The organism is Ideonella sp. (assembly GCF_035254525.1).
Taxonomy (GTDB): Bacteria; Pseudomonadota; Gammaproteobacteria; order Burkholderiales; family Burkholderiaceae_C; genus Ideonella.
The window spans coordinates 23,061-38,573 of sequence record NZ_DATFAN010000135.1 but is presented as its reverse complement, the minus strand read 5'-3'; the positions used below and the strand labels follow the sequence as shown (position 1 = coordinate 38,573).

At 71.6% G+C, this 15,513-nt stretch carries 12 protein-coding genes; 5 read left to right on the top strand and 7 right to left on the bottom strand.

Annotation, left to right across the window (positions count from 1 at the left end; all coding sequences use genetic code 11):
- Window positions 1–3: 3 nt before the first annotated feature.
- The 4 genes from VJ693_RS13355 to VJ693_RS13340 are packed head-to-tail and all read right to left on the bottom strand — an operon-like array spanning window position 4 to window position 4,371.
- Complete coding sequence (locus tag VJ693_RS13355) at window positions 4–525, bottom strand: preprotein translocase subunit YajC (protein WP_324154833.1); 522 nt, start codon at window positions 523–525, stop codon at window positions 4–6.
- A gap of 12 nt (window positions 526–537) precedes the next feature.
- Complete coding sequence (locus VJ693_RS13350; protein WP_324154831.1) at window positions 538–1,227, bottom strand: ABC transporter ATP-binding protein; 690 nt, start codon at window positions 1,225–1,227, stop codon at window positions 538–540.
- The gene (locus VJ693_RS13345) at window positions 1,220–2,491 is read right to left on the bottom strand and encodes a lipoprotein-releasing ABC transporter permease subunit (protein WP_324154829.1); all 1,272 of its coding nucleotides are present in this window, start codon (window positions 2,489–2,491) and stop codon (window positions 1,220–1,222) included. Before VJ693_RS13345 ends, VJ693_RS13350 begins: the two co-directional genes overlap by 8 nt.
- A 50-nt stretch (window positions 2,492–2,541) precedes the next feature.
- On the bottom strand, window positions 2,542–4,371 hold the full coding sequence (locus VJ693_RS13340) for a sensor histidine kinase (RefSeq protein ID WP_324154827.1): 1,830 nt from the start codon (window positions 4,369–4,371) through the stop codon (window positions 2,542–2,544).
- 233 nt (window positions 4,372–4,604) lie between these two features.
- Here VJ693_RS13340 and VJ693_RS13335 point away from each other — a divergent pair, with 233 nt between their 5' ends.
- The 4 genes from VJ693_RS13335 (at window position 4,605) to VJ693_RS13320 (ending at window position 9,825) form a co-directional block, all read left to right on the top strand.
- Window positions 4,605–5,546, top strand: coding sequence for a hypothetical protein (locus VJ693_RS13335; protein ID WP_324154825.1), 942 nt, complete (start codon window positions 4,605–4,607; stop codon window positions 5,544–5,546).
- Window positions 5,547–5,641: 95 nt separating this feature from the next.
- Complete coding sequence (gene recJ, locus VJ693_RS13330) at window positions 5,642–7,357, top strand: single-stranded-DNA-specific exonuclease RecJ (protein ID WP_324154823.1); 1,716 nt, start codon at window positions 5,642–5,644, stop codon at window positions 7,355–7,357.
- Window positions 7,358–7,513: 156 nt separating this feature from the next.
- Window positions 7,514–8,677, top strand: coding sequence for a VCBS repeat-containing protein (locus VJ693_RS13325; RefSeq protein WP_324154821.1), 1,164 nt, complete (start codon window positions 7,514–7,516; stop codon window positions 8,675–8,677).
- Window positions 8,678–8,778: 101 nt separating this feature from the next.
- The gene (locus VJ693_RS13320; protein ID WP_324154819.1) at window positions 8,779–9,825 is read left to right on the top strand and encodes an RNA methyltransferase; all 1,047 of its coding nucleotides are present in this window, start codon (window positions 8,779–8,781) and stop codon (window positions 9,823–9,825) included.
- 10 nt (window positions 9,826–9,835) lie between these two features.
- On the opposite strand, the gene VJ693_RS13315 is transcribed toward VJ693_RS13320, so the two are convergent.
- Complete coding sequence (locus tag VJ693_RS13315) at window positions 9,836–10,921, bottom strand: beta/gamma crystallin-related protein (RefSeq protein ID WP_324154818.1); 1,086 nt, start codon at window positions 10,919–10,921, stop codon at window positions 9,836–9,838.
- Between the two features lie 223 nt (window positions 10,922–11,144).
- On the opposite strand from VJ693_RS13315, the gene VJ693_RS13310 reads away from it, so the two are divergent.
- Window positions 11,145–13,031, top strand: a complete 1,887-nt coding sequence (locus tag VJ693_RS13310; protein ID WP_324154816.1) for a DUF885 domain-containing protein — start codon at window positions 11,145–11,147, stop codon at window positions 13,029–13,031.
- On the opposite strand, the gene VJ693_RS13305 is transcribed toward VJ693_RS13310, so the two are convergent.
- The gene (locus VJ693_RS13305) at window positions 13,003–13,656 is read right to left on the bottom strand and encodes a 3'-5' exonuclease (protein WP_414652279.1); all 654 of its coding nucleotides are present in this window, start codon (window positions 13,654–13,656) and stop codon (window positions 13,003–13,005) included. The genes VJ693_RS13310 and VJ693_RS13305 overlap by 29 nt on opposite strands.
- On the bottom strand, window positions 13,653–15,479 hold the full coding sequence (locus VJ693_RS13300) for a putative nucleotidyltransferase substrate binding domain-containing protein (protein ID WP_324154812.1): 1,827 nt from the start codon (window positions 15,477–15,479) through the stop codon (window positions 13,653–13,655). The genes VJ693_RS13305 and VJ693_RS13300 overlap by 4 nt, the downstream gene beginning before the upstream one ends.
- Window positions 15,480–15,513 lie beyond the last annotated feature (34 nt).

The following is a 15,513-nucleotide window of genomic DNA, read 5'->3' as shown; positions in this document are numbered from 1 at the left end:
CTGTCAGCGCGGCGGGCTCGGGTCGGGCGGCCGCCAGCGGCCGTGCGCGGCGCGCGCGCCCTCGCCGTCTCCGCGGCCGCCGCGGGGGCCGATGCGCGCTGGCCCCGGGCCGGACGGCGGGATCTCGAGCGTCGGCGGGATCGGCTCCAAGCCCAGTTGGTTGCGCAGGTCGGCGCGAAGTTCCTCGGCCAGCGGCTGGGTCACCACCGCCTCGCCGCGCACGACGGCGGTAGCGCACGCCGCGGCCATTTCCACCTGCTTGAGCGTGCCGAACAGCACGATGTCGGCCAGCGCCTCCTCCAGCTGGACCCGGTGGTCGCCGGTGGCCGGCGTGAACGAGCCGGCGAGCGATCGGTAGGCGACCACCAGCGAGCGCAGGCGCTCGGTCTCCTGCCGGTTTTCGCGCTGGCGCCGGTGGCGCACGCGCAGCAGGATGAAAAGTCGGATCACCAGCAGCACGATCGTCACCGCGATCGGCACGATGATCGCGAGCGGATGGATGTCGTCCCAACTGCCCAGGCGCATCGCGGGCCCCCTTCAGTCAGCGTTGGACAGGCGGCCCGCCTCGAGCCGCAGCCGGCGATCGCAGCGCGCGGCCAGGCTCGCATCGTGCGTGACCAGCACGAAGGCCAGGCCGCGTTCGCGGGCGCGCGCCAGCATCAGCACGAACACGCGGTCGGCGGTGTCGCGGTCGAGGTTGCCGGTCGGCTCGTCGGCCAGCACGCAGGCCGGGTCGGCCACCAGCGCACGGGCCAGCGCCACGCGCTGGCGCTCGCCGCCGGAGAGCTCGCCCGGCCGGTGCAGCACCCGCTCGGCCAGCCCCACCTCGGCCAGCGCGGCGCGCGCCCGGGCCTGTGCCTCGGGCACCGCCAGCCGCCGGATGCGCAGCGGCATTGCGACGTTGTCGAGTGCGCTGAACTCGGGCAGCAGATGGTGGAACTGGTAGACGAAGCCCAGGTGCTGGTTGCGCCACAGGCCTTGCTCGGCCGCGCCCATCTGGTCCAGCCGCCGGCCCTTCAAGGTGACGGCGCCGCCAGTCGGCGCATCGAGCCCGCCCAGCAGGTGCAGCAGCGTGCTCTTGCCGGAGCCGGAGGCGCCGACGATCGCCAGCGTCTCGCCGGCCCGTACGACGAGGTCGACACCTTGCAGCACCTGCACGTCGAGCGGGCCCTCGTGGAAGCGCTTGTGCAGGCCTTGCGCCGAAAGAACGGTGTTCAGGTCATTCATAGCGCAGCGCCTCCGCCGGGTTCACGCGGCTGGCGCGCCAGCTCGGGTACAGCGTGGCCAGGAAGGCCAGGGCCAGCGAGATCAGCGCGATCGGCAGGATGTCGGCCATCTGCGGGTCGCTGGGCATGCGGCTGATCAGGTAGACGCTGCTGGGCAGGAAGGCGACGCCGAGCGCGTGCTCGATCGCCGGCACGATCACGCCGACGTTCAGGGCGATCAGCAGCCCCAGGCCGACGCCGGTCAGCGTGCCGATCACGCCGGCCGTGGCGCCCTGCACGACGAAGATGCCCATCACCGAGCGTGGGCTCGCCCCCAGCGTGCGAAGGATCGCGATGTCGGCGCGCTTGTCGGTCACCGTCATCACCAGCGTCGAGACCAGGTTGAACGCGGCCACCGCGACGATCAGCGTCAGGATGATGAACATCATGCGTTTCTCGATCTGCACCGCGTCGTACCAGGCGGCATTGGTGCGGGTCCAGTCGCGCACGCGCACGTCGGGCCCGAGCGCGCTGGCCAGGCGCCAGCCGACCTCGCGCGCCTGCTGCACGTCGACCAGCTCGAGCTGCACGCCCGTCGGGCCGTCGGTGCGGAACAGCCGCGCCGCATCGTCGAGGTGGATCAGCGCGAGCGCGCTGTCGTACTCGTAGTGGCCGACATTGAAGATGCCGGCCACGGTGAACTGCTTCAGGCGCGGCACCACACCGGCCGGCGTGACCTGCCCGCCCGGCGCGATCAGCGTGACCGGGTCGCCCACCTTCACGCCCAGCGCACGCGCCAGCTCGCCGCCGAGCACGATGCGCCACTGGCCGGGCACGAGTTGCTCCAGCGTGCCGTCGGCCTGCAGCTTCGCGGCCAGGTCGGTGATCTGCGCTTCGGCGGCCGGCAGCACGCCGCGCACCACCGCGCCGCGCATGTCTTCGCCGCGCGCGAGCAGCGACTGCACCGCGATGAACGGCGCGGCGGCGCGCACGGCCGGGTCCTCCTTGGCCTTGGCGGCCACCGCCTGCCAATCGGGCAGCGCGGCGCCCTGCGGCTGCAGGATCTCGACGTGCGCGATCGCCGACAGCATGCGGTCGCGCACCTCCTTCTGGAAGCCGTTCATCACGCTGAGCACGACGATCAGCGCCATCACGCCCAGCGCGATGCCGATCACCGAGACGAAGGAGATGAAGGAGATGAAGCCGTTGCGGCGGCCGGCCCGGCCGGCGCGCGTGTAGCGCCAGCCGATCTGCCATTCGTAGGGCAGGTGATTGATAACACTCATGAGGCGGCCATGCTACCGGAGCGCCCGGCCCGGCCGGATGGCCGAGGCGTTCAGCGGGCGTCGGCGCAGCGGTCCAGGCGAATGCTGAAGGTGCTGCCCTGGCCGGGTCGGCTGTCCACCGCGATCGCGCCGCCCATCTGGGCCAGCAGCAGCTTGACGATCACCAGGCCCAGGCCGGTGCCCTCGGTGCGCCAATGGCGCGCGAGCCGCCGGAAGGGCTGGAACAGCGATTCGATCTCGTCGGGCTGCAGGCCCTCGCCCTGATCGCGAAAGTCGATCCACAGGTGGTCGCCGTCGACACGGTGCTGCACCGCGAGCCGGCCGCCGGGGCGGTTGTACTTGCAGCCGTTGGTCAGCAGGTTGACGAAGACCTGCTCGAGCCGCACCGGGTCGGCGCGCACCTGCAGCAGCTCGGGCGGCAGCTCGGCATCGATCGCGATGCCCAGCGCCTGGCGCTGCGGCTCGACCTGCTGCAGCGCGGCGCGCAGCACCTCGCCCGGCGCCACCGGCTCGACCTGCACGCTCAGCTGCCCGGCATCGATGCGCGTCACGTCGAGCACGTCGTCGACCAGGTGCAGCAGGTGCGTGCCGGCCGAGACGATGTGCTGCGTGCGCTTGGTGGCCGCGGGCGGCAGCGGCTCGGCCGGGTCGGCCAGCATCAGCTGCGAGAAGCCCAGCACCGCGTTCAGCGGCGTGCGCAGCTCGTGGCTCAAGCGCGAGAGAAACTCGATGCGCGCCCGGGCCACGCGCTCGGCGGCGGCCTTGTCGATGCTGAGCTGGGTGGAGAGCTCTTCTTCGCTGACGTCGCGGACCACACCCAGCACGCCGCGCACGTTGCCGTCATCGCCCGGCTGCTGCAGGCCCACCGTCTCGAGGTGGCGCACGCTGCCGTCGGCGCGACGCACGCGGTAGCGCACGCGGAAGGCCGCGCCATCCTGCCGTGCGCGGGCCAGCGCCTCGCGCAGCGCCGGCAGGTCTTCGTCCAGCAGCAGGCTGCGCAGTGCCTGGCGCTCGAGCGTGCCACCCTCGGGCGCGACGCGGATGCCGAACAGCGCCGCGGCGCGGCGGTCGAAGTGGTAGCGATCGTCGGCGGCGCGCCACTCGAACACGCCGATGCCGGCCGTCGCCGCCGCCAGCGACCAGCGCTGGTGCGCCTGGGCCAGCTGCCACCGATGCCGCTCGGTGCGCCGCAGCGTGCGGATCGCATTGGCGAAGACCACCACGCCCATCAGCAGCGCCAGGCCCGCGACGGCCGCTTCGAGCAGGCGCAGCGTGGTGCGCGAGGCCACGCCCAGCGACTCGGAAAAGTGCTTCTCGCGCGCGACCAGGCGCGCGTCGAGCGCATCGAGCTCGACGTCCAGCGGGGCCAGCTCGTCGCCGCGCGTCGACTCCGGGGCCGCCCGCCGCGCGCGCAGCGCCTGCCCGGCGCGGCGCAATTCGTCGATCAACTCGTCGCCGGCGCGCCAATCGGCCACCGCGTCGCGCATCAGCGGGCTGCTGCTGAAGGCGCGGTAGAGCAGGATCATGCCGTCCACGTCATCGGGGTGGTTGCCGCCGCGCAGGAAGCCGGCACGGGCGCGCTCGATATCGGGCTGGGGCAGATCCAGCGCCTCGCGTGCCTCGTGGTCGCCCAGCGGCACGTCCAGCGCCGCCTCGAAGCGCTGCCAGGCGGACGGTGAACCGGTGGCGGCATACAGCCGCAACTGCGCAACCGCCGTGCTGCGGCCCTTGGACCACAGGCTCTCGCCGCCGACATAGGCGCGCACCGCCGACAGCACCTGGAAGCCGCCGATGCACAACGCCAGCAGCACGCCGATCACCAGGACGAACGGCGCCAGCACCCGGGCGGGCGAAGCGCGATCGGTTTCCGCCGCCACCATCTGCGACGCTCGCGTGAGGGTCAGGCCCGCAGGGTCATGGGCGCACCCTTGCGCGGGGTGAGGTGAAGGCATCAGGCATGGCGTGACTCCCTGTCTTGGCACGGGCCTGGCGAAGGCGCATGCATGCCTTTATCGGCATCTGATCGGCCGACTGTATAGGAATGGTTCCTCGGCCGATACGCCTGCCCGGTGATGCCCGCAATGCGAGCCGGGCCGCCACCGATAATTCGCGGATGCACCTCGTGCTCCCCTTCGCCTCCGCCCTGTCGCCCGCCGCCGGCCAGGCCCTGTCCGCGCTGCAGTTGCCGAAGCTCGAGCAATTGCTGGCCAGGCTCGATCCCACCGAGCGTGACGAGGGCGACGAGCTGAGCCTGACGCCGCCGCACGAACGTGCCCTGGCCCGGGCCTGGGGCTGGGCGCCGGCCGATGACGGGCTGCGCCCCTTCGCCGCGCTGGCCGCCCAGCGCGACGGGCTGGCGGTGAGCGCCGGCGACGAAGGATGGGCGCTGCTGAGCCCCGCGCACTGGCATGTCGGCACCGACCAGGTCTCGCTCGGCAACCCCGCGGCACTGGGGCTGGACGAGGCGCTGTCGCGCCTGTTGTTCGACGCGCTCGCGCCGCTGTTCGAGGGCGACGGCTGGATGCTGTTGTGGGGCGCCCCCTCGCGCTGGTACGCCCGCCACCCGAGCCTGGCCAGCCTGCCCAGCGCATCGATCGACCGCGTGGTCGGCCGCAACGTCGACCTCTGGTTGGGCGACCAGCCCGCCGCGCGCACGGTGCGCCGGCTGCAGGCCGAGGCACAGATGCTGCTGCACCGCCACCCGCTGAACGAGGCGCGCGAGGCCGAGGGGCTGCTGCCCGTCAATTCGTTCTGGCTCAGCGGCACCGGCCAGACCCAGCCGGCCCCCCGCCCCGATGCCGCGCAGGTCGACGATCGCCTGCGCGGCCCGGCCTTGGCGGACGACTGGGCCGCCTGGGCCGAGGCCTGGGCCGCGCTCGATGCCGGCCCGCTGGCCGACGCACTGCGCCGCGCCGAGGCCGGCGAGCCGGTGCAGCTCACGCTGTGCGGCGAGCGCCATGCCCAGACCTTCGCCCCTGCCGCCCGGCCCTGGTGGCGGCGCGGCCTGCTGGCGCCGCGGCGCACGAACCCCTTGCCCATCTTGACTGCCCTTTGATGACGCACCTGCTTCCTGAACCAAGTCCTTGCGCGGATCCGGCTTCGCCGGTCCGCTGCAAGAGCCCCCTCGGGGGGCAGCGAGCGCCAGCGAGCGTGGGGGTCCTCATTACCCGCGACGTGCCGCCGCGCACCGCGTTTGCACTCGAGCAGAGCGGCGTGCACCCGCTGCTCGCACGGCTGTTCGCCGCCCGCGGCGTCAAGAGCCCGGCCGAGCTCGACGACGGCCTGCCGCAGTTGCTGCCGCCCACCGAGCTGCGCGGCAGCGTCGAGGCCGCGCGGCTGCTCGCCGACGCGATCGAGCAGGGCCAGCGTTTGTGCATCGTGGCCGACTACGACTGCGACGGTGCCACCGCCTGCGCGGTCGCGCTGCGCGGCCTGGCGATGCTGGGCGCGGCGCCCGGCGCGCTGGGATACGTGGTGCCCGACCGCCAGGTCCATGGCTATGGGCTGACGCCGGCGATCGTCGACCTCGCGCGGGCGCAGCGGCCCGACGTGCTGGTCACCGTCGACAACGGCATCGCCAGCCATGCCGGCGTGGCGCACGCGCGCGCGCTCGGCATCAAGGTGCTGGTGACCGACCATCACCTGCCGGCGCTCGTCGACGGCCAGATCGTGCTGCCCGAGGCCGACGTGATCGTCAACCCGAACCAGCCGGGCTGCAGCTTCGCGAGCAAGGCGCTGGCCGGTGTCGGCGTGATGTTCTACACCCTGCTCGCGCTGCGGGCCGAGCTGCGCGCGCGCGGCCGCTTCGATGCCGCGAGCCAGCCCCGGCTCGATGCGCTGCTCGACCTCGTCGCGCTCGGCACCGTGGCCGACGTGGTCAAGCTCGATGCGAACAACCGCCGCCTCGTCGCGCAAGGCCTCAAGCGCATCCGCGCCGGCCGCATGCAGCCGGGCGTGGCCGCGCTGTTCGCCGCGGCGTCGCGCGAGCCGGCACGTGCCTCGGCCTTCGACTTCGGTTTCGCGCTCGGGCCGCGCATCAACGCCGCCGGCCGGCTGTCGGACATGACGCTCGGCATCGAGTGCCTGACCAGCGACGACCCGGTGCGGGCCGGCGAGCTGGCCCGCATGCTCGATGCCATCAACCGCGAGCGGCGCGAGCTCGAGGCCGGCATGCGCGAGCAGGCCGAGGCCATGCTGGACACCCTGATGCCCGAAGGGGACGCGCCACCCGCCGTCGTGCTGTTCGACCCCGAGTTCCACGAAGGCGTGGTCGGCATCGTCGCCGGGCGCATGAAAGACCGGCTGCACCGGCCGACCTTCGTCTTCGCGCTCGGCAACGACGGGCTCCTCAAGGGATCGGGCCGCTCGATCGCCGGTTTCCACCTGCGCGATGCGCTCGATCTGGTCTGCAAGCGCCACCCCGGCGTGCTGAAGAAGTTCGGCGGCCACGCGATGGCCGCCGGCTGCACGCTGGCCGAGGAGGATTTCGACACCTTCGATGCCGCGCTGCAGGCGGTGGCGCGCGAATGGCTGCAGCCGGCGGCGCTGCTGCGCCAGCTCGCCACCGATGGCCCGCTGCCGCTGGAGTACTTCAACGCCGACACCGTCAGCCGGCTCGATGCCGAGGTCTGGGGCCAAGGCTTCGAGGCCCCGGTGTTCTGCGACGAGGTCGAGGTGATCCAGCAACGGCTGGTTGGCGAGAAGCACCTGAAGCTGCGCCTGAAGCACCAGGGCACGCTGCGCGACGCCATCTGGTTCGGCCACGCCGAGCCGCTGCCGGCACGGGTGCGCCTGGCCTACCGCCTGAGCCTGGACGAGTTCCAGGGCCAGCAGCGCCTGCAGATGGTGGTCGAAGCGGCCGTCTGAGGCGGCCCGGCGCTGCCTGAGCCGCTGCCCCCCTGCCCCCGGTCAAGCCCGTTGCATCCGGCAGGTGCCCGGCCGGCGCCGCTTGCGTTGGCGCAAGCGAGACGGCCAGCGTCGATGGTGCAGTAGCAGCACTTTCGAACTCGACAGGGGGAACCCATGAAGACTTTCGCCGCATGGCTGGCCGCTTCGCTGATGGCGATGCATCCCTGGATGGCCCACGCCCAGCAGCAGGCGCAGTACAGCGCCGAGTACCTCGAAACCACCAAGGACTGGGGCTGGGTGGTCGCCGACTTCAACAACGACGGGCACGACGACTTCTTCGTCTCGGGGCACGACGAGACCGACAGGATCTGGTACTGGAGCCCCACCGGCTACGTGCCGAGCTCGCAGGTGTTCGTGATGGTCGACCGGCACGATTGCGACGCCGCCGACTTCAATCGCGACGGCCGGATGGACATGTACTGCGCCGTCGGCGCCCTGCAAGGCACGGGCAAGGGCTACAACGAGCTGTGGCTGCAACGCTACGACGGCAGCTTCAGGAAGGTGGCCAACCACGGTGCCTACGACATCTACGGCCGAGGCCGGATCCCGGTCGCCTTCGACTTCAACCACGACGGCTACCCCGACATCTACGTCACCAACGACGCCACCGAACGGGCCGACGGCCAGCCGAACTTCAACCACGTGTTCGTCAATCAGGGCAATGCGACCTTCGTCGAGGTGCCGACCCTGGCCACCGGCGCGCGCGGGTTCTTCTGCGCCGTCAAGGGCGACATCAACGGTGACGGCTGGGACGACCTGGCCGTGTGCGACCGCGACGACGTGGGGCACCTGTACATCAACAACCGCAACGGTGACTTCACCGAGCTGTCGTCCCCGGCCCTGGCGGCCCGCTGGCGCGATGCCCGTCTGGTGGACATGAACGGCGACGGCCGCGACGACCTGGTGCTGATCACCACCCAGAACTACGTCCAGATCTGGCTCAACAGCGGGTCCGGCAACTACTTCGAGACGCCGGCGCTGCAGAACAAGCCGGTGTTCACGCCGCAGGCCCTGACGGTGGGCGACTTCAATGCCGACGGGCTGAAAGACGTGTACGTCGCGCTCCACCAGTCAGCCTGTTACACCAGCAACCAGGACACGGCGCCGGACATCATCTATTACGGCAAGGCGGGTGGCGGCTGGTACAAGGCCAAGCAGCCCGAGACCTACGCGGGCTGCGGCTACAAGTCCGCGACGCTGGATGGCTCGCGCGTGCTGCTGATGCAAGGCGGCATGAACTCGCTGGGCCCGAACTACGTGATCAAGTGGTCGGAGTGACGCGCGTGGCCGGCTGACCCGCAGGGCGGCGACAATGTCGTATTGGGACGAGGTCGACACCGACCACTCGCCCGAGACACTGCCACGTCCGCCTGAGCCCCTTGCCTTCCGTCATCGCCACCCTGCCCGCGCTGCGCCAGCGCCTGCGCGCGCTCGGCGCCAACCCGGCGCACGAGGAGCGCGTGCTGCGCCTGTGGGCCAATGCGCTGCCGCAGACCAGCGGCCGGCGCCGGCTCGAGGATTTCATGCCGCAGGCGCTGCGCAACGCGCTGCCGGCGCTCGACGACGAGTTGCAGTCGCTGGCACGCATCCGCTCCGAGCACCCGGGCGAGGATGGCTCGGCGCGCCTGCTGGTCGAGTTGTCGGACGGGCAGGCGGTCGAGAGCGTGCTGCTGCCGCGCGACGGGCTGTGCGTGTCGACGCAGCTCGGCTGCGCGGTCGGCTGCACCTTCTGCATGACCGGCCGCGACGGCCTGCTGCGCCAGCTCGGCAGTGCCGAGATCGTGGCCCAGGTCGCGCTGGCGCGGGCGAAGCGGCCGGTGAAGAAGGTCGTCTTCATGGGCATGGGCGAGCCGGCGCACAACCTCGACCACGTGCTCGACGCGATCCACCTGCTCGGCACGGCCGGCGGCATCGCCCACAAGCAGCTCGTGTTCTCCACCGTCGGCGACCGGCGCGTCTTCGAGCGGTTGCCGCTCGGGCGCGTGAAGCCGGCGCTGGCGCTGTCGCTGCACACCACCAAGCCCGAGTTGCGTGAGCGGCTGCTGCCGCGCGCGCCGCGCATCACGCCGGCCGAGCTGGTCGACCTCGGCGAGCGTTATGCGCGCGCCACCGGCTACCCCATCCAGTACCAGTGGACGCTGCTCGAAGGCATCAACGACGGCGACGACGAGATCGACGCGGTCACGCAGCTGCTGCAGGGCCGGTACGCGATCCTCAACATGATCCCGTACAACCAGGTCGACGGGCTGGACTACCGCCGCCCGAGCTGGGAGCGCGCCGCCGAGATCGCCCGCACGCTGCACCGCCGCGGCATCCTGACCAAGCTGCGCCAGTCGGCGGGGCAGGACGTGGACGGCGGCTGCGGGCAGCTGCGCGCACGGTCCGCCGCGGCCCGGCCGGTGGTGTGGGCCGGGCGAACGGCCTGAGCCCTCCCGCTCACTGCTGCAGGCGGGGCTCGCCGGCCTCGTTCACCGTGACCGTCGGGCCCGGCGCGAAGGTGGTCTGCACGTGGTGCTCGATGCCGCGGAAGACGTAGGTCACGTCCCAGTATTCCGGTGCACCCTGCGGCGGCACGGCCGCGCATCGTTGCACCGGGCCGCGCTCGCGGTCGGCGTTGGCGCCGATCACGGCACCGACGACCGCGCCGCCGACGGTGGCGGCATCGCGGCCCGAGCCGCTGCCGATCTGGTGGCCGATGATGCCGCCGATCACGCCGCCGATCACCGCGCCGGCGGCGTTGGGCTCGCGCGCCACCCGATCACGCTCGACCCAGCAACGCTGTTGCGGCGTCGCGAAGATCGCGTTGGCCGAGACCACGCTGGCTTCGAAGAGCTGTTCCTGCGGCCGGCGGCGCCAGTCGTACACCGGCTGCGGCATTGGCGCGTAGCGCGCGTCGTCGAAGCGCGCGGTCGGGTGCACCGGGCGGACCGACGACAGCCTGTCGTTCAGGCCCATCGCCCCCAGGCTCGGGTACATGCCCGGCCGCAGGATCACGCAACGGCCGCCGAAGCCGGCGTGCTCGCAGGCCTCCCAGCGCTCGCCCAGCACCATCACCGACGAGGCGCGGTCGTTGAAGCCGAAGCGGCCCAGGTCGACCACCTCGCCCTGCGCGCGGAACGCGCGGCCATGGAAGCCGCCATGCTCGAAGAAGGTGATCTCGCCATCCACCGGGCGCGGCGCATAACGGCCCTCGTGGTAGGGCACGTCGCGGCGCGCGGGCCGGGCCGACGACAGGCGGTTGTTCATGCCCATGTCCTGCAGCGAGCGGTAGTGGCCCGGCAGCAGCACCATGCACTGGCCCTGGAAGTCCACGTGCTCGCAGACCTCCCAGGCCTCCCCGGTGACCACCACCGACGAGGCGCGGTCGTTGAAGCCGAATCGGCGCAGGTCGGGCACCGCACGCGGCGCCGTGACGGCCTGGCCCTCGAAATTCTTGTGTTCGTAGAAGGTCATGTCGGCGCGAGCCGGGGCGGCCAGCACCGCCGCGCTCAAGGCCATCGCACCCATCCACCAGCGTTTCATCGGATCTCCTTAGGCCACGTTGACCGTGGTGGCTTGTCAACGCCAGGCCCGGCGGGCCGGCCGACAGCCTGCCCCTGGGTCGCCGGGTAAGTTTTTGTGTCGGTGTGCCACACTGATGCCGTCAACGGCGGATTCACTCCGCCTATGCCGGCTTCGGTCGCACCGATGCGCCATGCCCGCCGGCGCCGCGGCAACATCGCGCCTTCAAAAGGGGAGCCAGATGATGCTGAACCGACGAGACTGGGGCAAGGCGGCGCTGGGCGCCGCAGCGGCGTTTACCGCGCCGTGGCATGCCGTGCGGGCCGCCGCGACCGAAGGGCCGAGCGCGGCTTTCGCCGACATCGCCGCCCGCTATTTCGCCGACCGGATGGACTTGGACCCGCTGCAGGCCTCGGCGCTGCTTGCGCAGCCGAAGTACGAGGGGCGCCTGTCGATCGGCATTGCGCCGGCCCAGATCGCCAGGCAGCGCGCGCTCAACGAGCGCGTGGAGCGTGAGTTGGCCGCGCTGCCCACCGCCGGGCTGGGGCCGGCCGAGCAGCTGAGCCGCGATCTGTTGGCGCGGGAGGCGCGCGAGGGTCTCGAGGCCGTCGCCTACCCCGACCACCTGATGCCGATGAATCAGTGGGGCGGGCTGCCGCTGATGCTGGCCAACCTGGCCGGCGGCGACCAGGCCCAGGCGCTGAAGACCCCCACCGACTACGACAACTACCTGAAGCGCCTGCTGTACCTGCCCGACTACAGCGCGCAGGCCATCGCCAACATGCGCGAGGGCATGGCCAAGGGCATCACCGTACCGCGGGCGCTGATTGTTTCGGGACTGCCGGCACTCAGGAGCCTTGCCGCGCCAACGCTGGAGCGCACCCCCTTCGGCGCGGCACTCAAGGTGATGCCACGCGGCTTCACCAGCGCCGAGCGCACCCGCATCACCGGCGCCTACCACGCGGCCTATGCCGGCCAGATCCGCCCGGCCATGCAGCGCCTGATCGCCTTCCTGCAGGGGCCCTACCTCGCCGCCTGCCGCACCAGCGCGGGCCTCGGTGCGCTGCCCGGTGGCGCCGACTGGTACGCCTGGCGCGTCCGCCTGCACACCACCACCACGATGACCGCGGACGACATCCATGCCCTGGGCCTGGCCGAGGTCGAACGCATCCGCGCCGAGATGGCCGCGCTGCAGCCGAAGTTCGGCTTCAAGGGCGACGTGACTGCCTTCTTGCGCTGGCACGAGACCCAGGCGCGCTTCCGCCCTTACAGGAGCTGGGACGAGATACTGAAGGCCTACACGGCGCTGAATGAACGCGTCGTGCCCCAGCTGTCGCAGTTGTTCGGCCGCCGGCCGAAGCAGCCGCTCGCGATCCGCCTGATCCCCGAGCTGCAACGCGCGACGACCAGCCCGTACTACAACGGCCCGACGCCGGATGGCTCGCGCCCGGGCATCTTCTTCGTCGGCGCACCGACGGTGCCGGCCAAGTACAACAACGCCTCGATGACCTCGCTGCTGCTGCACGAGGGGCAGCCCGGCCACCACTTCCACATCAGCCTGCAGCAGGAGCTGGCGCTGCCGGATTTCCGCCGCTACGGCTGGACGGACGCCTACGGCGAGGGCTGGGCGCTCTACGCCGAGACGCTGGGCCACGAGCTGGGCCTGTACGACGACCCGAACCAGCACCTGGGCCACCTGCAGATGGAGCTGCTGCGCGCGGTGCGCCTGGTCACCGACACCGGCCTGCACGCCAGGGGCTGGACGCGCGAGGCGACGATGCGCTACATGATGGACACCGAGGGCAGCACCGAGCCCGAGGCCCGGCTGGCGACCGAACGCTACATGGCCGCGCCCGGCCAGGCGCTGGCCTACAAGATCGGGGCGATGAAGATCCAGGCGCTGCGGCAGCGGGCCCGCGAGGCGCTGGGCAGCCACTTCTCGATCAGCGACTTCCACGACCGGGTGCTGGCCCAGGGCACGCTGCCGCTGACGGTGCTCGAGCGGGAGGTGGATGGCTGGATCACGAGGAACGACGGGCCGCTCCCGAGTTCCTCGGCCCCCCTCGGGGGGCGGGCCGGGCGCAGCCCGGACCTGGGGGCGCTCAGCGGCCCAGCAGGTGGCGCAGCTTGACGAAGGCCAGCGCGGCCATCACCGCGTCGTTCAGCGCATCGTGCGCATGGCGCTCGGGCAGGCCGAGCTCGCGCATCATCGTCGCGAAGCGCAGATCGATCGCGGCGCCGTGCTGGTACGGCGGCAGCTGCCGCAGCTTGTACTCGTAGTACATCGCCGAGACCTCGATCTTCGGCTGCGGCAGCCCCATGCCCAGCAGCGGGAAAACGGCCCGGTCGATCATCGCGATGTCGAACTCGAGGTAGTAGCCGACGATCGGCCGCGGGCCGATGAAGTGCATCAGCCGCATCATCGCGTCGTCCGGCTCCAGCCCCCCCGCGACTTCGCGCTCGAGCAGCCCATGCACCCGCACCGCGTCGGCGGAGATCGCGCGGCTGGGCCGCACCAGCAGTTCCAGCCGCTCGCTGGTCAGCAGCCGGTCGCCGGCGATGCGCAGCGCGCCGATCGAGATGATCTGGTCGCGGTGCACGTTCAGCCCGGTGGTCTCGCAATCGAGCGCCACCCATTCGTCGGGCGGCGGCTCGTCCCACATGAAGCGAAAACGCGAGTCGCCGAGGTGGTAGAGCAGCCACTCCTGCTTGAGCGCCGGCCACCACGAGCCGGGCGACAGCCAATTCACCTTCACAGCATGTCGAGCCGATAGCGCTGGCGCAGCCATGCCCGGAAGCGCTTGACCACCGCCAGCGCATCCTTCAGCAGATCACGGTCCAGGCTGCCGAGGCGGTTGACGTCGATGGCGCGGTCGTTGTCCCGGCCGAGCTCCAGCGCCTCCAGGCCCGCGCGCAGCCTCAGCTCCATGAAGAAGTGCAGGCTGTCGATCAGGTCCGGCGCCAGGTCGGCGGGCAGGCGGCCGGCTGCCACCAGCGCCTCGATGCGCGCGACGGTACCGGTGGCGCCGACATGCGCCTCCAGCGCCAGCGCGCGCACGCCGTGCACCAGCGGGAACAGCCCGGCCTTCTTCAGGTCCAGCCGCTCGGCCGGCGCGTCGCCGATCGTGAACAGGCGGTTCCACCAGCCGCCGTGCGATTCGAAGGCGTCGATGGCCGCGGCGAAGCGGGCCAGCATCGCATCGTTGTCGGTCACGGCGGCATCGAGCCGGGCGCGCACCTGCTCGAGCAGCGCCGGGTCGCCGGCCACCGCGTGGGCGTCGACGAAGATCGCCAGCGCCATCAGGCCCTCGGCATCGGCGGCCTGCAGCCAGTGCCGCACCGTCTGGCCGAAGCCGCTCGCATCCTGCCGCCAGGACGGGTTGCTGAGCATGATGCGGCCGGGGCACTCGGGGTAGCCGAAGCGCGCCAGCGCGGCCGAGAAGCGCCAGCAGATCACATCCAGGTCCGACGGCAGCACGTAGCCGTCGCGCAGCACGAGGCCGTTGTCCTGGTCGGTGCGCAGCAGCTGCTCGCCGCGGCCCTCGCTGCCCATCACGAACAGGCAGCTGTTGGCCACCAGCTCGGCCGGCGCGATCAGCTGCCAGGCCCGCTCGAACAGCTTGGCGTTGAGCTCCTGCACCAGCCGCGCGATCAGCGCCACCTTGGTGCCACCGCGGTGCAGCAGCCCGATCAGGCGGGTGATGTGCGCGGCAGCGTCGGTGAGGCCATCGAGGTCGCGCGCCTCGAGGATCTGGCGCGTGATCAGGTACGAGTGGTTCGACAGGTAGCTCAGCACGTCAACCTGCTCGAGAAAGCCGTCGATGCGCTCGCCTTCGGCCACCACCACGCGGTGCACCTGGTGGCGGATCATCAGCGCCAGCGCGTCGAACAGATGGTCCCCGGGCCGCACCGTCACGAGCTTGAAGGTGGCCAGCTCGCGCACCGGCAGCTCGGCCAGCGGCGCGCCGTGCAGGATCGCCCGTTGCAGCCCGCTGGTGGTGAAGACGCCCAGGCGCGGCGGCGTGGTGCGGGCATCGCGCACCAGCACGCTGCCGGTGTGCTGCGCCTGGAAGACCTTGACCACCGAGACGATGTCGGTCTGGCCGTCGACGATGGTGGCCGGCCGCACCACCGCCTGCTCGACGCGCGTCAGGCCCAGCGACTGCAGCTCGTGCTGGCTGTCGCGCTCGGCCAGTGCCGAGAGCTTCTTCGACAGGTCGGCGAACAGCAGCGCGCCGAAGGTGACGTTGCGCGCGATCAGGTCCAGCACCGTCTGCCGCGCGAGCTGGTAGGCGAGCACCTCCTCGGCCGCGACGAAGCGGCCCACGACCTGGCCCGCCACCAGGGCGCGGCCGTCGAAGCAATCGTCGGGGCCCAGCGTATCGACCAGCTCGTCGCCATCGAGCTGGCGCACATGGCCCTTGATCACGACGAACAGATGCAGGGCCTGCTGACCTGCATCAAGAATCACCGCGCCTTCGCGGAAGTAGGCGATGTCGACGTGGTCGCGCACCAGCTGTCGCTCGCTGCCGTCCAGGCAGTCGAACGGCGAGGCGTTGAAGTTGAAGGCGTTGGGCACGGCGGTGTTCTCGCCAGCATATTCGGCCCGCACG